A 17,549-nucleotide genomic window follows, 5' to 3' on the forward strand; every position below is an offset into this window, starting at 1 on the left:
TACAATTTAAACGGACTCAATATCTTCCAGGTTATAATAAACTTTAAGCCCGTTTTCTTTGGCTATCCGCACATCTTCGTCGGCCCCTTTTGAGGCGCCGGCTATTCTGAAAATGGCATCGCATCTGGCCAATACCCGGTGAGATACGGGGTAGGAAATTTCTTCGTAAGCTTTATCGCCGGGATGTTTTGACCCGGCCTGTTTTAAAAGTGGTAAGGCAAACCATTCGCCAATAACGGGGATATGCCCGGCGCGGAAAATAGGTAAGGCAACTGCTTCCATCTTTCTTAAGTTTTCGGCCATTAAAGCCGGAGCATCATTGGTGCCTGAGCGATAGGGCCCTGCTATCAGGATAAGTAAAGGTTTGTTGTTCATGATAGTAAATTGCTGATTTGCAGGTGTTGTAAAAGTATAATGGTTTTGCCGTCTTTAATTTGACCGGTAGTCATCATTTCAATGGCTTGCGTAAAGGGGAGTTCCAATACCTCAATATCTTCATGTTCGTGGTCCAGGCCGCCGCCATCACTTATTTTCATGTCAATGGTGTATTCGGCTATAAAAAAGTAAAGCAGCTCTGTTACTGATCCAGGCGACATGTACGCTTCAAATACTTTCTGCAGGTTGCTGATCTGATAACCTGTTTCCTCTTCCGTTTCCCGGCGGATGCAATCCTCTGCGTTATCTTTATCCAATAAACCGGCACAACATTCAATCAACATACCGTCGGCGTTGCCGTTGATGTAGGTCGGTATTCTGAATTGCCGGGTAAGGATCACTGTTTTTTTATCGGTGTTGTATAACAAAATTGTGGCGCCGTTCCCCCGGTCATAAGCTTCGCGACTTAACTCCTGTACCGAGCCGTCTTTTTTTGTGGCCTCAAACGTTACCTTATAAAGTGTGTACCAGTTATCTGATAGCACATTCTTTTTTAATATTTTAATTTTATTCATTAAGTTGATTTAATTTGATCGATTTTGATTATTTTTGAACAAATCAGCAATATTTAAATGAACTTTCAAAAAAGAAAACAAAATATACTTGATAAACTGAATGTTACGGGCGAAGTAGACGTTAAGGAACTTGCCGCCGAATTAGGCATTTCAGAGATCACCATCCGCAGGGATTTAAATCAACTGGCTAATGATGGCCTGCTTTACCGTACGCATGGTGGCGGCATGAAGGTCGACCCGTTGGCAAAGCCAATTGATTTTGTAAATAAATCGGCTCAGAACGCCGAGGTGAAAGACTTAATTTGCCGCAAAGCTGCCGAGCATATCCACGATGGGGATATTATTTTTATGGATTGCGGTAGCACGGTTTTCAGGCTTTGCCAGTTTATAAAAAACAAAAAGATTAAAGTGATCACCAACTCTTTACCAGTGATTTATGAGTTGCAAAATTGCGCAGTATCGCTAAACATCATAGGAGGGGAGTATAACGCCGAACGACAGGCCGTGCATGGCAAAATAGCCAATGAGCATATTGCCCGCTATCGTACCGGGAAAGCATTTTTAGGTGTGGATGGCATTTCACAAAACGGCCTGTTTGCCAACAGCGAACTGGAGGCCGAGATTACCTTAGCCTACATTAATCAAAGCGCCTACACTTACATGCTATGTGATGCCGGCAAAGTGGGTAAAGAAACCTACCTTAAATTTGCCGACATAAACCAGGTTGGAGCAATTATTACCAATGCCGATGATAGTAAGCTTGATTGCTTTAAGGATACTGCTTTAGCTATTTTAAAGGTGAAATGATAAGGCTTTAACTATTTTATTTTTTGTGCAAAGCCAAAGCGATTCATTTTTTTACCCAAACCCGGTAATTGATCAAAGGCCTGGTATAAAATGTGGTTGTTATTGGTTACAATGCCCTTAAAAATACCGGCTATGTTTTTCTGCAAGGCGTCATTTTCTTTTCGCAATGCGGTGGTATCTGCAAGGTTAATGTTGGTTTTGTAATTGATTGAAGGATAAATCCCTTCTTTCCCTTTTTCGCCAATAAATTGTGGACTTACGCCAAAAATAACCGGATTGGTTTTTACCTGGCTAACAGTAATAGGGAATTTATAAGAGGTATTTGCCTCTTTCAAAATTTTTGAATAGAGGTCTTTCATCTCCGATTCATTTTTATACTTAAAATAAGTGCCTCCCGGGCTTCCTATCTGCCCGGCAATAATAATCATATCGGCCGCGTCAATTAAATCCCCCGTATTGTAAAGTTTTAGAGCATCTTTATAGTAACCAGGCGCATTTTTTCCAATAACCTCATATTCGCCCATTTGTAGTATGTTCAATTTCCAGTCATCGCCGTGCTTTCCGTAAATGGCAATAATTAGCATACTGTTTACAGTGCCCGTGGTTTTTAATAACGATACATACATTTCTTTATTTAATGCCAGGTAGCTAACTGTATAGTCGTCGGTGCCACTAATTGCAGGCATTACGGTATTAGATATGTTTGTTGTGGTATTTTTAACGTAATAACTATCTATAGTCATGTATCCTGATCCCGTTGTTTGAAGCGCAGGTCCAACCTGGTTTATAACACTATCCAAACTTTTACCGGCACCCTTTATTAATTCGGGCGATAGAATTTGTTTTAGATCAGTGAGGTTCTGCCTTTTGATATCGTCATAGAGTTGCTTGTTTAAAAGCTCTACCTGGCTTTTAATCTCGGGTTCAATGTGGTCATTTACCCATGTACCAGAAGTGCCAACACGGCAACTTAAGCCAAGCAAGCTTATGCCGGCTACAACAATTACGGAAAGATATTTTTTCATCTTGTTAAGATAAGGTTGGGGAAGGTTTATTGTGCTTTAAAAAACGAAAACGACGAATGCCCGTATTTGCGTTGCTCTACAAAACCAGGTTGCTGACTAAGGTTTTGCATCGATTGATGTTCAACTATCAGCAATGCACCGGGCAGCATAATGTTACGCTCAAAAACTATTTTAGGTATTTCGGGAATTTTGTTCAGATCGTACGGCGGATCGGCAAAAATAAGGTCGTATTGCTCTGTTTCTATTTGCAGGTATTTAAAAACATCCTCTTTATAAACCTTAATCTGGGTTTGTTTATGCTGGCGCGATATATCCTTCAGGTAATTTACACAATGGATGCTCCTGTCGACAGATATCACTTCGGTCGCGCCTCTTGAAGCAAATTCCATACTGATATTGCCGGTACCGCTAAACAGGTCAAGCACTTTAATGCCCTCAAATTCAATTTGATTGAGCAGGATATTGAACAAAGCTTCCTTGGCCATATCGGTAGTAGGGCGTACAGGTAGGTTTGTAGGTGGATTAAGCCTTAAGCCCCTTAAAGTGCCTCCGATGATACGCATAGTGACAGGGCAGCAAGTGAAAAGATCTTATGACCTTCAATTTCGTGAGGAATCTCCAGGGTTTTGATCGGGTTGATGGCTACCTTGCCAAAAAACTCGGCCAGGCGACTAAAAACTTTATCGTCGGCATCAATTTCGCCACTTAAATAAAGGTAAGTATAAGCGGGTTGCAGCCCAAGTTCGGCGGTTACCAGCGATACAAAGTATGCCAGTTCATCCTCGCCGGTAAATTCAAAGGTATTGTAAAAACGAAGTTTGCTGAAGCTAAAGTTGGCAATTTCTACTGTTTGACCACTGATGTTAAGGTAAAGGTCCCTATCCCCCGGCTGATTGCGGGCAATGGCATTAAGCCAGCCTTTTGATGCAAAAACACTGTTGCGCAAACCAAACTCATCGGCCGCGTTCAATACAGTTTCTGGGGTTTTATAAATGATGAGGTTTTTGCTATCCAATGGTTGAGCTAACACTTTTTCGTCGGCGCTTACATCCAGGAAACGGGCAAGGTCGGCCAGTTTATCCTGTTTAAAAACGCTTTGTGGCAATAGCGAAAAGCCTGTAGCAGGTAAGCCTATAACTACTTTTTTGTAATTGGCAGATAAAAGATCAAGTAATTCCTGCGGGTTGCTCAACTCATCTAAAGGATGGTTATTAGCCGCGGCCACCAGTTTGTTTTGATCGCTTACCGCGTATGAAAACGATGTTTTATCCAGTTGCAGCAATAAATTATAATCCTGAGCCTTATCAAGGCTAAAATCATCGTCGTGGTAATTGTAGTATTGTTCGCTCATGCCAGTTTAACAAAAGTAATATTTTTTAGCAGATACCAAATAGGCTGCTCTTAAAAACGGAATAACCCTTTCAATACAAAACTAAATATTAACGAAACAAGAAGGCAAATAAGAATAGCCCGACCAACCGGTTTAGGATAATAGTCATTATCCGGGAAATACTTATTGTAAAAGATTCGGGTAAGTAGAAAGCCACCTAAAAAATTTATTGATAGGGTTAAAACCACAACGGATAAAAGACGCAAGGTGTCGGCAGGACTTTGCGTTCCTTTTGCCGCCAGGTCTAAAACTTTGGGATCAATTCTAATTCCGGCTAAAGCAACCAGGTACATGGTAAGAAAATAATAAAAAAACGAAAAGCTGATAACACGGCCTATCTCCTTTTTATAGCCGGCGTTGTACATATTGATAACTAAAAAAGCGCCTCCAAATAGTACATTAAAAAAAACGGAAAAACCTATTATTGCACGTTTGGAATAAATATCTACGTAATCTTCTTCCGGCTCTTCTTGCTTGTATTCTTCAAATTCCATGGCCAAATTTATAACTAATCCGCTTAGCTTTTTAATATGGGTAAAGGTTTTTCAATTACTTATCAGCATTTTTGCAGGGTGACAGTAATTGATCATATCCGCAAAGCATTTCCGCATATCCCAAACGGACAGCAGTTAGAACTGTTCGATCGCCTGCACGCCTTTTTGCAAAGCCGTGACGGTGATGAATGTTTTATACTGCGTGGGTATGCCGGTACAGGTAAAACAACTATAGTAGGCGCGCTGGTTAAGGCGCTTAAGCAATATAATTACCGGTCGGTATTGTTGGCACCCACTGGTAGAGCGGCCAAAGTAATTACCAATTATTCGGGTAAAAAAGCGTTTACCATTCATAAACGAATCTATCGTAAAAAGGCGGCATTGACTTTAGATGATGGTTTTGCCATTGCCGATAACCTGGCCAGTGATACCATTTTTATTGTTGATGAAGCATCGATGATTAGCGATGAGGGAATGGCGGGCAGAACATCGTTGTTGTTTGACCTGTTACGCTACGTTTACAACGATAAAAACTGTAAGCTGATGCTGGTAGGGGATACTGCCCAGTTGCCCCCTGTAGGCTCTGATACAAGCCCAGCATTGAGCGAACAGATTATGAAGGATAAGTTCGGCCTATCAATATTTAGATATGAGCTGACCGACGTATTACGCCAGCAAAAGGATTCGGGCATTTTGTTTAATGCTACCGAAATAAGGGATTTGATCAGGAAGGAAGATCTTATAGCTCCCAAAATTGTGACAAAAGGCTTCAAGGATGTTTATCGGATGACCGGCGAACGTTTGCCCGAAGGCCTGGAGTATGCCTATAAAAAGTACGGATACGATAGAACATTGATTATCTGCCGGTCAAACAAGAACGCCAATTTATATAATGGACAGATCCGCAATCGTATCCTCTATCGTGAAGAAGAACTAACCGGGGGCGACCAGATCATGATTGTTAAAAACAACTACTTCTGGTTAAAGGATAATGATGAAAACAGTACCGATTTTATTGCCAATGGCGATATAGCCCGCATCAAAAAAGTACGCCGTACCGAGGATATGTATGGTTTCCGTTTTGCGGATGTACAGATAGAATTTATTGATTACGCCGAAGATCCCGTATTAGATTGCAAGATTCTGTTAGATACATTATATGCCGATTCGCCATCCTTATCACAGGATAACCAAAAGAAGTTTTACGAAGAAGTGATGAAAGACTACGCTCATTTAACCAACAAGCGGGCGATGCACAATGAATTAAAACTTAATCCGTACTACAACGCCTTACAGATAAAGTTTGCCTACGCCATCACCTGCCATAAAGCCCAAGGCGGCCAATGGGATGCCGTATTTGTTGACCAGGGGTATGTAACCGACGAGATGATCAACATGGATTTCCTCCGCTGGTTTTACACCGCCGTTACCCGCGCCACAACCGAACTGTTTTTAGTGAATTTCGATAATCGCTTTTACGAAGTACCCGAGGTTTTTTAGTCATTTTGCTGCGCTGTCATTTTGCTTCGCAGTCATTGGGTCATTTGCTTCGCTGTCATTGGTCATTAGAGTATTGTCTTTTTTCCTTTGTCCCCACGTCCTTATTCCTTGCTCCAAAAATCCTTTGTCTTTTCTCCAAAAAAGATTACCTTCACTTCATAATTACTCCAACAACATATCAAAAAAGGGTAGCCTGATACCCGGCCTGTAATTTACAGGTTTTCGGAAGCGCTGATGGTTCAGCGTAAGTATTAAACACATCTTAAAATTTACAATCTTTATATCACGTAATGAAAATTACCAGGTTACTGGCATTGGGAATTTGCGGCATTATTTTGCATGCACATTTACCTGCCAAAGCAAATACAATTATGGATACGCTAACCAATAAACAAAAAGTACTGTCCTTTTATAAACTCATTGTTGGGCAACGCAAAGCCGAGCTAATCCCGGAGTTTATACTGGAAGATTATAAACAGCATAATCCAACCGTTGCCCAGGGGAGGCATGGCATCACCGGGATGATCAATTACCTTAAAACATTGCCGCCCCCGCCGGTGGATGCCAAATCGCCTATAATCAGGGCCATTCAGGAAGGTGATTTTGTAGTTACCCATCTCGATATCCAATTTATGGGTAAACGCATGGCGGTGATAGATCTGTTTAAATTAAAAGACGGCATGCTGGCCGAACACTGGGACGCCATACAGGAAATGCCCGATCAAGGAGGGAGGGCTGTAACTTCTACTAATGGAACAGCGGAAATTGATCAAACTGCATCGGCAGAAAATAGCAAAGGAGTTGTTACGCAATTTTATGACGCTGTAATTGATAAGAAACCAGCTGCTGGATTTATTAAAGCAGATTATGTTGAACATGACATAGCTGTAATTGCATCAGGGGAGAACCTTGACGGATATCTGCAAGAGGATGCTGAACGAAATATCAAAATTCACCGCATTGTTGCCGAAGGAGATTTTGCGGTTGTCCAATCGCAGTTTAACAGAGAGGGTAAAGCTTATGTTTTGTATGAGATTTTCAGGGTTGAAAATCAACTGATAGCAGAACATTGGAGTGTAGAGCAGGCTGTACCCGATGGGGTAGAGACGGAAAGCATGTTTTAGCAAGAAGTCACAATTTGATCAAAAAAGAAAAGGCACCCATTGGGTGCCTTTTCCTATATTTCATAGTAAATTTTATACAGAGAAACTCTCGCCGCAACCGCAAGTGCGACTGGCGTTGGGATTGTGGAAATTGAAACCTTTACCGTTAAGTCCGTCGCTAAAATCAAGCTCGGTCCCGGCAAGGTACAGGAACGATTTCATGTCCAAAGCCATGCGTACGCCTTGATCTTCAAAAAACTGATCGCCCTTTTTTTCTTCGTTATCAAAATCCAGGTTGTATGATAAACCAGAACAACCACCACCCTGTACAGAAACCCGCAGAAAATACGAGGCATCAAGCCCACCATCCTGCATCAGGTGTTCTATTTTACTTTTTGCTTTATCAGTTACAGTTACCATGGTAAATAGAATCAAGAGTCAAGAATCAAGAGTTAAGACATTATCTCAAAGCCGATTCTCTAATTATTTATTACAGAAAATAAGAACCCAAAGTCAAAAAAGTCTTAATTCTTGACTCTTGATTCTTACCTCTTTTTAGTGGTGTACTTTTTCGATTTCAATTGGCTCTAAGCCGTTTTTTACGCGGAAATCGTTGATCGCTGCTTTAATGGCGTCCTCGGCCAATACAGAGCAATGAATTTTTACCGGCGGAAGAGCCAGTTCTTCAACAATATCCATGTTGTCAATTTTCATCGCATCATCAATGCTTTTGCCTTTTAACCACTCGGTAGCTAAAGACGAAGAAGCGATTGCCGAACCGCAACCGAAAGTTTTGAATTTCGCGTCGGTGATAACATTGTCATCATTCACCTCAATCTGCAGGCGCATAACGTCGCCGCACTCAGGTGCACCAACTAAACCGGTACCTACTTTGTGGCTGCTTTTATCCAAAGTGCCCACATTGCGGGGGTTAGTGTAGTGATCTATTACTTTATCTGAATATGCCATTTTTTTAATTATTGAATTAGTGAGTTATTGAATTAGTGATTAACTCTATTCGTATATTTTTTATCATTAAGGCATCTGCACATTTGAAATCTGCACATCTGCACATTTATTTAGTGTTCTGCCCACTCAATTGAGTTAAGGTCGATGCCTTCTTTAAACATTTCCCAAAGTGGCGACAAATCGCGCAGGTGGGTAACCGCTTTAAGGGTTACATCAATAGCGTAATCAACTTCTTCTTCGGTTGTAAAGCGACCCAAACCAAAACGGATTGATGAGTGTGCCAGATCATCTGATAAGCCTAAGCTTTTCAGTACGTATGATGGCTCCAACGACGCAGATGTACAAGCCGAACCTGATGATACCGCTAAATCTTTCATTGCCATCATTAAGCCTTCGCCTTCAACGTATTTGAAAGAGATATTGGCAACATGTGGTAAGCGGTGTTCAACGTTTCCGTTTACATAGCTTTCTTCTAATACGGTTAAAGCGCTCTCCAGTTTATCGCGTAAAGCTGATAAACGTTTTGCTTCGCTTTCCATTTCTAAGCCGCAAAGTTCGCAGGCTTTACCTAAGCCAACAATGCCCGGTACGTTTAACGTGCCAGAACGCATACCGCGTTCGTGACCGCCACCGTCCATTTGCGCGGTAACTTTAACACGTGGTCCTTTACGGCGTACGTATAAAGCGCCAACACCTTTAGGGCCGTATATTTTATGAGCCGATAATGCTAAAAGGTCAATACCATCAGCGTTAACGTCAACGGGTATTTTACCTACTGCCTGTACAGCATCTGTCATAAACAGCGCGCCGTATTTGTGGGCAATAGCAGATATTTCTTTTATCGGCTGAATAACACCAATTTCGTTATTACCATACATTACCGATACCAGGATAGTTTCGCTGGTCATGGCAGCTTCCAAAACAGCAAGATCAACCAGGCCGTCTTCTTTAACTGGAAGGTAAGTAACTTTGCCGCCTAATTTTTCAACGTGTTTGCAGGCATCAAGTACAGCTTTATGCTCGGTAACGGTAGTTATAATGTGGTTACCTTTATCCTTATACATTTCAAACACACCCTTAATGGCAAGGTTGTCTGATTCGGTAGCGCCAGAAGTAAAAATGATTTCTTTTTCGTTGGCACCAATCAGTTTGGCCACCTGCTCGCGGGCATAATCAACACCTTCTTCTGCAACCCATCCAAAAGGGTGGTTACGGCTGGCTGCATTACCAAATTTTGATGTAAAATATGGTAGCATAGCCTCCAAAACCCTCGGGTCCATAGGAGTTGTTGCGTTATTATCTAAATAAATTGGAACGTTCATAGTTGCTAAGTATATTAACAGAACAAAGATACATAAGTTTTTATTTAAAATCATTCAAAACAAAGCGTAAATTCTCAAACCTGACCATTAATTTACAATATTTGGACATGAACAAAGTGGAGCATATTGGCATAGCGGTTAACAGTGTTAGCCAGGCAGCCGATATTTATCAAAAGTTGCTGAATACACAGGTTTATAAAACCGAAATAGTGGAAAGCGAAGGCGTGCTTACCGCCTTTTTGCAAACAGGACCCAATAAAATAGAATTATTGCAAGCTTTGAACGACGATAGCCCCATAGCCAAATTTATCACCAAAAAAGGAGAGGGGATTCATCATATAGCTTTTGAGGTTGATGACATAGTTGCCGAAATTCAACGCCTAAAAAACGAAGGATTTGTACTCTTAAACGATGTACCTAAACATGGTGCCGATAATAAACTGGTTTGTTTTGTGCATCCCAAAAGCGCCAACGGGGTATTGATTGAGTTGTGCCAGAGGATTTAAGTTGGCAGTTTTGAGTTTGCAGTTTACAGTTTATGAGTGTTTGGTAGTTGTACAATATGCTCGTTATCAGTGCTTGTCGAGTCGGTCATCACTGCCAACTGAAAACTGTTAACTGAAAACTGAAATTATTTTTAATTTGTCACTTTTTTAATTACATTTGCGCCTCTTTTAGAAAGTACAGAAGATAAGTTTATATATAATGAAAAAAGATCTGCATCCAAAAAACTATAGGTTAGTTGTGTTTAAAGACATGTCAAACGAATATGCCTTCATAACTAAATCTTGCATCGATACCCGCGAATCCATTAAATGGGAAGACGGTAACGAGTATCCATTGATCAAATTAGAGATTTCTCATACATCACACCCTTTCTACACCGGTAAAATGAAACTGGTTGATACTGCAGGTCGTATCGATAAATTCCGTACACGTTACAACAAGAAGTAATTGCTTGTTTAATTAAATATTTGTAAGTCTCCCGACCAATCGGGGGACTTTTTTTATTTTTGCGCCATGGCTATTATTCTTTTTGATGATAACGCTCATCAAACTTTACTACCGCTTACCTATACCCGTCCCGTTGCCGATTTACGCATTGGTATACTCACTATTGCCGAAAAGTGGGCTAAGTATTTAAATACCAGTACATCGTTTTTTACCCGCGATTACCTGCAGGGAAAGTTTCCTGTAAGTATTGAAGCCGATAACCTGTTTGTAAATGGGGCAGTTTGCCCCGACGAAAATTTGTTAGATGCTATTGATAAATTACAAACCGGCGAAGCTTTAAAATATAACGACCAACTGCTGGCCGTAAAGTTAAATGCTGCCGATGCCGCCGTTTTTAATACAGCAACCGAATTTGACAGGGTTGTAGCTTACCCCAATCTTTTTGTATCGATAAAATACCCGGAAGATATTTTCAGGAAAAATGATATTGAACTAAGAAAGGATTACGCGTTGCTTACTAAGGGGCGCACAAGTTCCACTATCAGCTCTACCAATGTGATTATCGGTAATGATTTTTTTGCCGAGGAAGGCGCGGTTGCCGAATGTTCAACTTTTAATACCACCAATGGCCCTATTTATTTATCGGCCAATACCGAAGTATGGGAGGGGACCCATATCCGTGGCGCTTTTGCCATTTGCGAACATTCGCAGGTGAAGATGGGGGCTAAAATTTATGGAGCAACTACGGTTGGTCCATATTCAAGAGTTGGCGGCGAGCTGAATAACGCGGTGATCTGGGGCTATTCATCTAAAGGGCATGAAGGTTACCTGGGTAACTCTGTTTTAGGCGAGTGGTGCAACATCGGTGCCGATTCCAATAATTCCAACCTTAAAAATAATTACGATGAGGTACGCTTGTGGGATTATACAACGCAACGTTTCCGTAAAACAGGCTTGCAATTTTGCGGTCTAATCATGGCCGATCATTCAAAATGCGCTATTAATACTATGTTTAACACCGGTACAGTGGTTGGCGTTAGCGCCAATGTTTTTGGCGCCGGCTTCCCGCGTAACTTCGTCGCCGATTTTTCATGGGGAGGCGCACAGGGCTTTGAGACTTACTCGCTCAAAAAAATGTTTGATACAGCCCAAAAAGTATTTGACCGCCGCGATCACCGCGAATTTAACGACACAGAAAAAGATATATTGAAAACGGTTTTTGAATTAACCGAGGAATACAGGAGGTTTTAATTTTTAAGTGAATGGTTGATTGAGTTAGATTAAGTTGAATAGGTTAGAATAAGTTTATTAGGTTGAGTAGGTTGATTAAGTTGAATAAAGCTAAGCAACTTAATCAACCTACTCAACCCAATCTAACTCACTCCAACTAAATCAACCCAATCTAACTCAATCCAACCCAATCCAACTAAATCAACACAATCAACTTAACATACAATGAGAAAAAAAATTATTGCCGGCAACTGGAAAATGAACCTTGATTACAATGAAGGTTTAGGTGTATTTACCGAAATCATCAACATGGTGAAAGACGAAGTTACCGGTACACAGGAAGCCGTTATTTGCAGCCCTTTTATCCATATCAACAGTCTTGTTCAATTGGCTAAAAGCTATACCAAGGTATCTGTAGGCGCGCAAAATGCTCACCAGGCCGAAAGCGGTGCTTTTACTGGCGAGATTTCTGCAAAAATGATCAAATCTATAGGTGCTGCTTACGTGATCCTTGGTCACTCAGAGCGTCGCCAGTATTTTGGCGAAACCAACGAGTTGTTGGCTAAAAAAACTGATACTGTATTGAAGCATGATCTTCGCCCTATCTTTTGCATTGGCGAAACATTACAGGAGCGTGAGGCTAACGAGCATTTTGGTGTTATCAAATCGCAACTGGTTGAAGGTGTATTTCATTTAGATGCTGAGCAGTTTTCGAAATTGGTTTTAGCTTATGAGCCGGTTTGGGCCATTGGTACAGGTGTAACTGCATCATCGGCACAGGCACAGGAAATTCACGAGTTTATCCGCAAAGAAATTGCCGCTAAATACAGCCAGGAAGTAGCAGATGCTACCACTATTTTATACGGCGGTAGCTGCAATCCTAAAAATGCCGCTGAATTATTTGCCCAGCCAGATATTGATGGTGGCTTGATTGGTGGCGCGTCCCTAAAATCACGTGATTTTGTGGATATTGTGAAAGCTTATAATTAAGATATGAGATATTAGATTTGAGATATGAGACGAACGGCATCTGCCCAATCGTTATCATTTCAAACAGAATATCATAAATGATGTTAGGATATGAGGTTTTGGGATCGAAAGAAATCTCAAATCTCATATCTAACATCTCAAATCTAACAAAGGATGAAGACCTTTCTTCCGGTAATCATTGCATTTATGGGTTTCGCTCTTTTTGTGATAGTGAGCGATTTTACCCGTGCCATGCAAATTGGTGATATGGGGGAGGGGAACGTTCATGCCTTTATGGCCTGTTTTTATTATTGCTGGCCGCTGTATTTTGTTGTAGCTGTACTAACACAGTGGGTTATTATCAAACCTGTTTGGAATGCCTTTGTGTTACACTCGGCATTGGGTGCGTTAACAACTTTTATTATTGTAGCCGTTGTATGCGCGCTGGCAGCCGGTGGAGTAGCTTACTTTATCTGGGATGAAAATGCCGGTTATGATAACCTGATCTGGCTTGCTACCATTATGCTGTTTATACAGCTGGCCTATTGGGGAGTTAACTTTTTCATTATGTTTTTGGTGACCGGTAAAACGGTGACGCTGAAGCATGCGATGAAAAAGAAGATGGTTGTGGCAGAGGAATAGAGGAATGACTGTCGCTATAAAAAGATAAAAATAAAACGGGTTTGAAGTTGTAAAATCCGGGGACTCTGAAAGTGGAAATGATAATTACTTTCAACCCAGTAGTCATGCCGAACTTGTTTCGGCACCCCACTTGCTAAGTGCACATCAGGTCGAAAACATGTCCTATGGGGTCCTGAAACAAGTTCAGGATGACTTCAGTTTTATAAATAGTCATGTGTAGGTACTGCAATGACGGTTTTATTATTGGTCATGGTATCACGACAGCATTGCCATTGTTTTCCTCTTCCCCCACGATAATACCCCTTAAAAGAATTTGACTTATGAATTATTACGAACTTTTATTCACCACCATTACTACCGAAGATTACCAGCAGGATTTGTTGATTAACGCTTTGGGCGAGATTGGTTTCGATACTTTTGAAGAGCTTGAACTTGGCTTTAAAGCTTATATTCCCGTTGATGATTTTGATGAAGCTAAACTGATCGAACAGCTTTCGCCTTACCGGGAGTTGTTTACATTTAGCTATGAAGTATCCCTTATCCCGCAAAAAAACTGGAACGAGGTATGGGAGAGCAATTTTGAGCCGATAGAAATTGGTAACGAAATTTATGTGAGGGCAACCTTTCACTTGGCTAAACCGGAGTTTCCGTACGAGATTGTGATTGATCCGAAAATGGCTTTTGGCACCGGTCATCATCAAACCACATCCATGATGCTGGCCATCATGCTGGAGAACGACTATAAAGATAAAAACATACTCGATATGGGTTGTGGTACTGGTATCCTGGCTATTATGGCATCCAAGTTGGGCGCTGCGCAGATTACCGCTATTGATTACGACCCCGTTTGCTACGAGAGTACTATTGAAAATTCGGCACTAAATCAAATAGATAATATTATACCGCTTTGCGGCTCCAAAGAGGCTATCCCGAATGAGCAATACGACACCATATTGGCCAACATTAACCGTAATATACTGCTCGATCAAATGGAGCGCTATGCCCAAGTGTTAAAAATCGATGGCGAAATCTATTTTAGTGGATTTTATGAAACTCCAGATTTGGATATCATTACCGACGAAGCCCGTAAATATGGCTTAAAGTACATAGCACATAAAAAAGATAAAGAATGGGTGGCAGCTAAGTTTGTAAAATAAGCCCCACCCAAACCCTCCCCTGAAGGGGAGGGCTTAAAAGAAAAGTATTAAAGTCTCCCCCTTCAGGGGGAGATTTAGAGGGGAGCTAATATCCCAATGTAAACCTTCTCTTAACAAACTGGTTATTTTCCAGTTCATTAATGATGGCAACCGCCATATCTTCAACACTGATTTCTGCTTTGCCATCGGCATCAAATACAGGCTCATCGGTACCTAAACGGAATTTACCTGTGCGGGTGCCTGGGTGCAGGTTTATTGCAGGGCTCAAAAATGTCCAATCCAGATCTTCTTCCTTTTTAATGATGTTAAGATAGTCACGGGCTGCTGTAGCACCGGTTTTCCATTCGGCCGGGAATTGAGGGCTATCTACTAATTGTAGTTCGGGGGTAATGTATAAACTACCTGCACCGCCAACAACTAATAAACGTTTTACGCCGGCCTGTTTTGTAGCTTTCTGTATAGCTTCAGATCCTTTGATGAAATCATTATACAAATCCGGGTTGCCCCAGCCAGCGTTAAAAGTGTTTACCACGGCATCGTGTCCTTTTAAAACCTCTGCCAGTATATCGGCATCATATACGTCGGCTGCTACGGCGATAAGCTTGTCGCTGATAGCCGTAATTTTTTTGGTGTCGCGTGCTATGGCTGTTACTTCATAACCGCGGCTTAACGCTTCGTTTAATACTGCTGTGCCTACAAAACCTGTGGCGCCTATCAATGCTACTTTCATGATTTGTTGTTTTTATATTGTAATTAAATTTGTTACAGTTTTATTTAAATTTTTTTAATATTTGAATTTTTCCCCAAAATCGGCCAGGGTAATGGTTTTCAATTTGTTGATGATGGATGCATCTACTTCATCGGCCAAATCATCCAGGTGCTCGCCAATTTGTTTGCCTATAGGGCAAGCGGGATTTGGTTTGTTTTTTGCCTGCCCTAACGCAGGTTGTACTTTTACAGCTTTATATACATCACTTAAAGCAATTTTTTTTGCAGGCATCCCCAATGAGTAGCCTCCGGCTTTGCCTTCTTTGCTATCTATCAATCCATATTTACGCAGATTGCTAATTTCCTTACGGACTAATACCGGGTTTATGTTGATGCTGCCGGCAATATATTCAGATGATAGCAATTCACCCGGCTGCGCGTGGAGCAGGGTAAGGATATGTACCGCTATCTGAAATTGTCCGTTCATCTGTAATTTTTAATATTACAGTACAAATATAGATTGATTGTTTAATAATGCAAATAGAATCTTAACTGTTGCTTTTTTAATTACAGTTACATGATATTTGTAGGCATTAATCAAGAGTTAAAAGGCCTCCTGCAGGCTTATTAGCGACAGTTACCGCCCTAAAACACAGCTATTTGTCAATTGTTTTATTTGTTTGCAGTTTTTAATAAAATATTGTTCAAATTAGTTGATAATTAGCCTGATAATAAATATTATTGCAAAGTAATTAACTTTTGCGAAACCTTCACTATTATTAAACTCACATGAAAACACTTGGAAAAAAAATCAGACTGCTACGTCATCAAAAAGGGTGGAGCCAGGAGGACGTTGCAAAACGGTTAGATATTTCCATTCCGGCATTTTCGAAAATCGAAACCGGGATTACCGACATTAACCTGTCGAGGCTTGAACAAATTGCTACTTTGTTTGAAATGTCAGTAGTTCAGTTACTTACATTTAACGATGCCGAGCAGGATCAGAAATTTGTTAATGAATTAGAAACTGTTAACAAACGTTTAATGGATCGTGAAACTGAAGTTATCGATCTGCAAAAAAAAGTAATAGAATTATTTGAGGAGCTTAGGCACTCAAAAGCTACCGCATAAATTTATGCCCGGCCAGGCCGGGCATATTTAAAATATACAACGCATTGTTAGGTGTTTTTTGCCAAATGTGGCCCCTACGGCCGCATGGATAGCAATCATTTTCTCATTAAAATCGCCCACCCACGATAATTCCAGTTCATCATATTGCTTCAGGGGCAAAACGTATTCTTTAAGTTTAATGAATATGGCCGATTCAAGCCCATGTTTCTGATATTTTTGTTTGGTACCCATTACAATGGCCCGCATGCGCGATACGCCTTTCCAACGGTAATATAAAAATTTAAGCTTACCAATAAGGTTGAGTTTACCGTTAAGCGGTTTTAACATCTGGTTGGCATCGGGCAAAATAATGATAAAGGATGCAGGTTCATTATCAATGTAAGCAAACCAGATTAGCTTTTCGTCCATCAATGCTTTCATTTTGGCAAAGCTTTCGGTGATGGTGGCCTGGGTTATGGGTACAAAGTTTTCAAAGTCGCGCCAGGCATCATTATAAATCTCAATAAAATCGGCCGCGAATTTATCCAGCTGCTTCACCTCAAAATGCCTGAAATCGTACCCCGGCTTTTTAATTACCCAGTTGGCTATTTTGGTAAATCGTTCTGAGAAGGGTTTGTGTACATCCAGGTGATTGGTAATTTGCTCATATTGGGTTTTAAAGCCGTAATCTTCAAAAAAGGCCCTGTAGTAAGGGAAATTATAATTCATGCCATAGGAGGGATGCGTAAACCCTTCTACCAGCAATCCCCAAAAGGTATCATTCTCGCCAAAGTTGATGGGGCCGTCCATAGCTTGCATACCATTATCCTGCAACCATTTTTTTGCGGTATCAAACAATAAAAAAGCGGCTTTTTTATCATCAATACATTCAAAAAAGCCCATGCCGCCGGTAGGCTGCTCATAATGATAGGCTTTTTTATTGTTGATAAAGGCAGCCACCCGGCCAATAAGTTCGTGATTGTCATTATAAAGCACCCAGCGGGTACATTTACCGTCCTGGTGAAAATTGTTTTTTGCGGGATCGAACACCGCCTCCACATCATTATCAAGCGGGCAAACCCATACCTGATCATTTTTATATAGAATGCGCGCAACGTTTAAAAAAGCTTTTCCCGACGCCTTATCTTTTACTTCTGTTATAACCATAAGGTAGGATCAATATAAAAAAAGCATTCAGGGCATAAGCTCTGAATGCTTT

The 17,549-nt window shown here is 40.9% G+C and carries 22 protein-coding genes; 10 read left to right on the top strand and 12 right to left on the bottom strand.

The genetic code is table 11. From position 1 onward, the window contains the following. Window positions 1–6 precede the first annotated feature (6 nt). On the bottom strand, window positions 7–375 hold the full coding sequence (locus QWZ17_RS05880; RefSeq protein WP_290304108.1) for a DUF4406 domain-containing protein: 369 nt from the start codon (window positions 373–375) through the stop codon (window positions 7–9). Then, window positions 372–950 (bottom strand): GDP-mannose pyrophosphatase NudK, encoded by a 579-nt coding sequence (gene nudK / locus QWZ17_RS05885; RefSeq protein WP_290304109.1) that lies wholly within the window; start codon window positions 948–950, stop codon window positions 372–374. Before nudK ends, QWZ17_RS05880 begins: the two co-directional genes overlap by 4 nt. Before the next feature lie 57 nt (window positions 951–1,007). Here nudK and QWZ17_RS05890 point away from each other — a divergent pair, with 57 nt between their 5' ends. Then, window positions 1,008–1,757 (top strand): DeoR/GlpR family DNA-binding transcription regulator, encoded by a 750-nt coding sequence (locus QWZ17_RS05890; protein ID WP_290304111.1) that lies wholly within the window; start codon window positions 1,008–1,010, stop codon window positions 1,755–1,757. 11 nt (window positions 1,758–1,768) lie between these two features. On the opposite strand, the gene QWZ17_RS05895 is transcribed toward QWZ17_RS05890, so the two are convergent. The 4 genes from QWZ17_RS05895 to QWZ17_RS05910 are packed head-to-tail and all read right to left on the bottom strand — an operon-like array spanning window position 1,769 to window position 4,666. Next, on the bottom strand, window positions 1,769–2,782 hold the full coding sequence (locus tag QWZ17_RS05895; RefSeq protein WP_290304112.1) for a hypothetical protein: 1,014 nt from the start codon (window positions 2,780–2,782) through the stop codon (window positions 1,769–1,771). 26 nt (window positions 2,783–2,808) lie between these two features. After that, window positions 2,809–3,345, bottom strand: coding sequence for a 16S rRNA (guanine(966)-N(2))-methyltransferase RsmD (gene rsmD, locus QWZ17_RS05900; RefSeq protein WP_290304113.1), 537 nt, complete (start codon window positions 3,343–3,345; stop codon window positions 2,809–2,811). Next, entirely contained in the window at window positions 3,321–4,133 is an 813-nt protein-coding gene (locus QWZ17_RS05905) for a DUF3822 family protein (protein WP_290304114.1), read from the bottom strand. The genes rsmD and QWZ17_RS05905 overlap by 25 nt, the downstream gene beginning before the upstream one ends. Before the next feature lie 50 nt (window positions 4,134–4,183). Then, complete coding sequence (locus QWZ17_RS05910) at window positions 4,184–4,666, bottom strand: hypothetical protein (protein WP_290304115.1); 483 nt, start codon at window positions 4,664–4,666, stop codon at window positions 4,184–4,186. 36 nt (window positions 4,667–4,702) lie between these two features. Between QWZ17_RS05910 and QWZ17_RS05915 the strand changes: the two genes are divergently transcribed. Together QWZ17_RS05915 and QWZ17_RS05920 are read left to right on the top strand one after the other, a co-directional pair. Further along, window positions 4,703–6,166, top strand: a complete 1,464-nt coding sequence (locus QWZ17_RS05915; protein ID WP_290304116.1) for an ATP-dependent DNA helicase — start codon at window positions 4,703–4,705, stop codon at window positions 6,164–6,166. Window positions 6,167–6,456: 290 nt separating this feature from the next. Further along, a complete protein-coding gene (locus QWZ17_RS05920) occupies window positions 6,457–7,290 on the top strand; it encodes a nuclear transport factor 2 family protein (RefSeq protein ID WP_290304117.1) in 834 nt (277 codons plus the stop codon). Window positions 7,291–7,362: 72 nt separating this feature from the next. Here QWZ17_RS05920 and QWZ17_RS05925 read toward each other — a convergent pair whose 3' ends face one another. The 3 genes from QWZ17_RS05925 to QWZ17_RS05935 all read right to left on the bottom strand — a co-directional run bounded on the left by QWZ17_RS05925 (window position 7,363) and on the right by QWZ17_RS05935 (window position 9,560). Next, the gene (locus QWZ17_RS05925; protein ID WP_091144685.1) at window positions 7,363–7,689 is read right to left on the bottom strand and encodes a HesB/IscA family protein; all 327 of its coding nucleotides are present in this window, start codon (window positions 7,687–7,689) and stop codon (window positions 7,363–7,365) included. Between the two features lie 135 nt (window positions 7,690–7,824). After that, complete coding sequence (gene iscU / locus QWZ17_RS05930) at window positions 7,825–8,238, bottom strand: Fe-S cluster assembly scaffold IscU (protein ID WP_290304118.1); 414 nt, start codon at window positions 8,236–8,238, stop codon at window positions 7,825–7,827. A gap of 110 nt (window positions 8,239–8,348) precedes the next feature. Further along, window positions 8,349–9,560: an IscS subfamily cysteine desulfurase gene (locus QWZ17_RS05935; RefSeq protein ID WP_290304119.1), complete on the bottom strand. Its 1,212-nt coding sequence runs from the start codon at window positions 9,558–9,560 to the stop codon at window positions 8,349–8,351. A gap of 107 nt (window positions 9,561–9,667) precedes the next feature. Between QWZ17_RS05935 and mce the strand changes: the two genes are divergently transcribed. The 6 genes from mce (at window position 9,668) to prmA (ending at window position 14,512) form a co-directional block, all read left to right on the top strand. After that, window positions 9,668–10,066 carry a methylmalonyl-CoA epimerase gene (gene mce / locus QWZ17_RS05940; protein ID WP_290304120.1) on the top strand — a complete coding sequence of 133 codons (399 nt, stop codon included), beginning with the start codon at window positions 9,668–9,670 and terminating at the stop codon, window positions 10,064–10,066. Window positions 10,067–10,265: 199 nt separating this feature from the next. Continuing rightward, the gene (locus QWZ17_RS05945) at window positions 10,266–10,514 is read left to right on the top strand and encodes a type B 50S ribosomal protein L31 (RefSeq protein WP_147059628.1); all 249 of its coding nucleotides are present in this window, start codon (window positions 10,266–10,268) and stop codon (window positions 10,512–10,514) included. 66 nt (window positions 10,515–10,580) lie between these two features. Beyond that, window positions 10,581–11,765: a GlmU family protein gene (locus QWZ17_RS05950; RefSeq protein WP_290304124.1), complete on the top strand. Its 1,185-nt coding sequence runs from the start codon at window positions 10,581–10,583 to the stop codon at window positions 11,763–11,765. Window positions 11,766–11,969: 204 nt separating this feature from the next. Beyond that, window positions 11,970–12,734, top strand: a complete 765-nt coding sequence (gene tpiA, locus QWZ17_RS05955) for a triose-phosphate isomerase (RefSeq protein WP_290304125.1) — start codon at window positions 11,970–11,972, stop codon at window positions 12,732–12,734. Between the two features lie 153 nt (window positions 12,735–12,887). Next, complete coding sequence (locus QWZ17_RS05960; protein WP_290304126.1) at window positions 12,888–13,355, top strand: hypothetical protein; 468 nt, start codon at window positions 12,888–12,890, stop codon at window positions 13,353–13,355. A gap of 320 nt (window positions 13,356–13,675) precedes the next feature. Beyond that, window positions 13,676–14,512 (top strand): 50S ribosomal protein L11 methyltransferase, encoded by an 837-nt coding sequence (prmA, locus tag QWZ17_RS05965; protein WP_290304127.1) that lies wholly within the window; start codon window positions 13,676–13,678, stop codon window positions 14,510–14,512. An 85-nt stretch (window positions 14,513–14,597) separates the two neighbouring features. On the opposite strand, the gene QWZ17_RS05970 is transcribed toward prmA, so the two are convergent. Beyond that, window positions 14,598–15,242, bottom strand: a complete 645-nt coding sequence (locus QWZ17_RS05970; protein WP_290304128.1) for an NAD(P)-dependent oxidoreductase — start codon at window positions 15,240–15,242, stop codon at window positions 14,598–14,600. A gap of 54 nt (window positions 15,243–15,296) precedes the next feature. Beyond that, window positions 15,297–15,707, bottom strand: coding sequence for an Rrf2 family transcriptional regulator (locus tag QWZ17_RS05975; protein WP_290304129.1), 411 nt, complete (start codon window positions 15,705–15,707; stop codon window positions 15,297–15,299). 302 nt (window positions 15,708–16,009) lie between these two features. Between QWZ17_RS05975 and QWZ17_RS05980 the strand changes: the two genes are divergently transcribed. Next, on the top strand, window positions 16,010–16,351 hold the full coding sequence (locus tag QWZ17_RS05980) for a helix-turn-helix domain-containing protein (RefSeq protein ID WP_076378169.1): 342 nt from the start codon (window positions 16,010–16,012) through the stop codon (window positions 16,349–16,351). A gap of 27 nt (window positions 16,352–16,378) precedes the next feature. Here QWZ17_RS05980 and QWZ17_RS05985 read toward each other — a convergent pair whose 3' ends face one another. Further along, complete coding sequence (locus QWZ17_RS05985) at window positions 16,379–17,497, bottom strand: GNAT family N-acetyltransferase (RefSeq protein ID WP_290304131.1); 1,119 nt, start codon at window positions 17,495–17,497, stop codon at window positions 16,379–16,381. Window positions 17,498–17,549: the final 52 nt, after the last annotated feature.

Origin of the sequence: Mucilaginibacter flavus, assembly GCF_030409315.1 — a bacterium.
In the GTDB taxonomy this organism is placed as follows: Bacteria; Bacteroidota; Bacteroidia; order Sphingobacteriales; family Sphingobacteriaceae; genus Mucilaginibacter; species Mucilaginibacter flavus.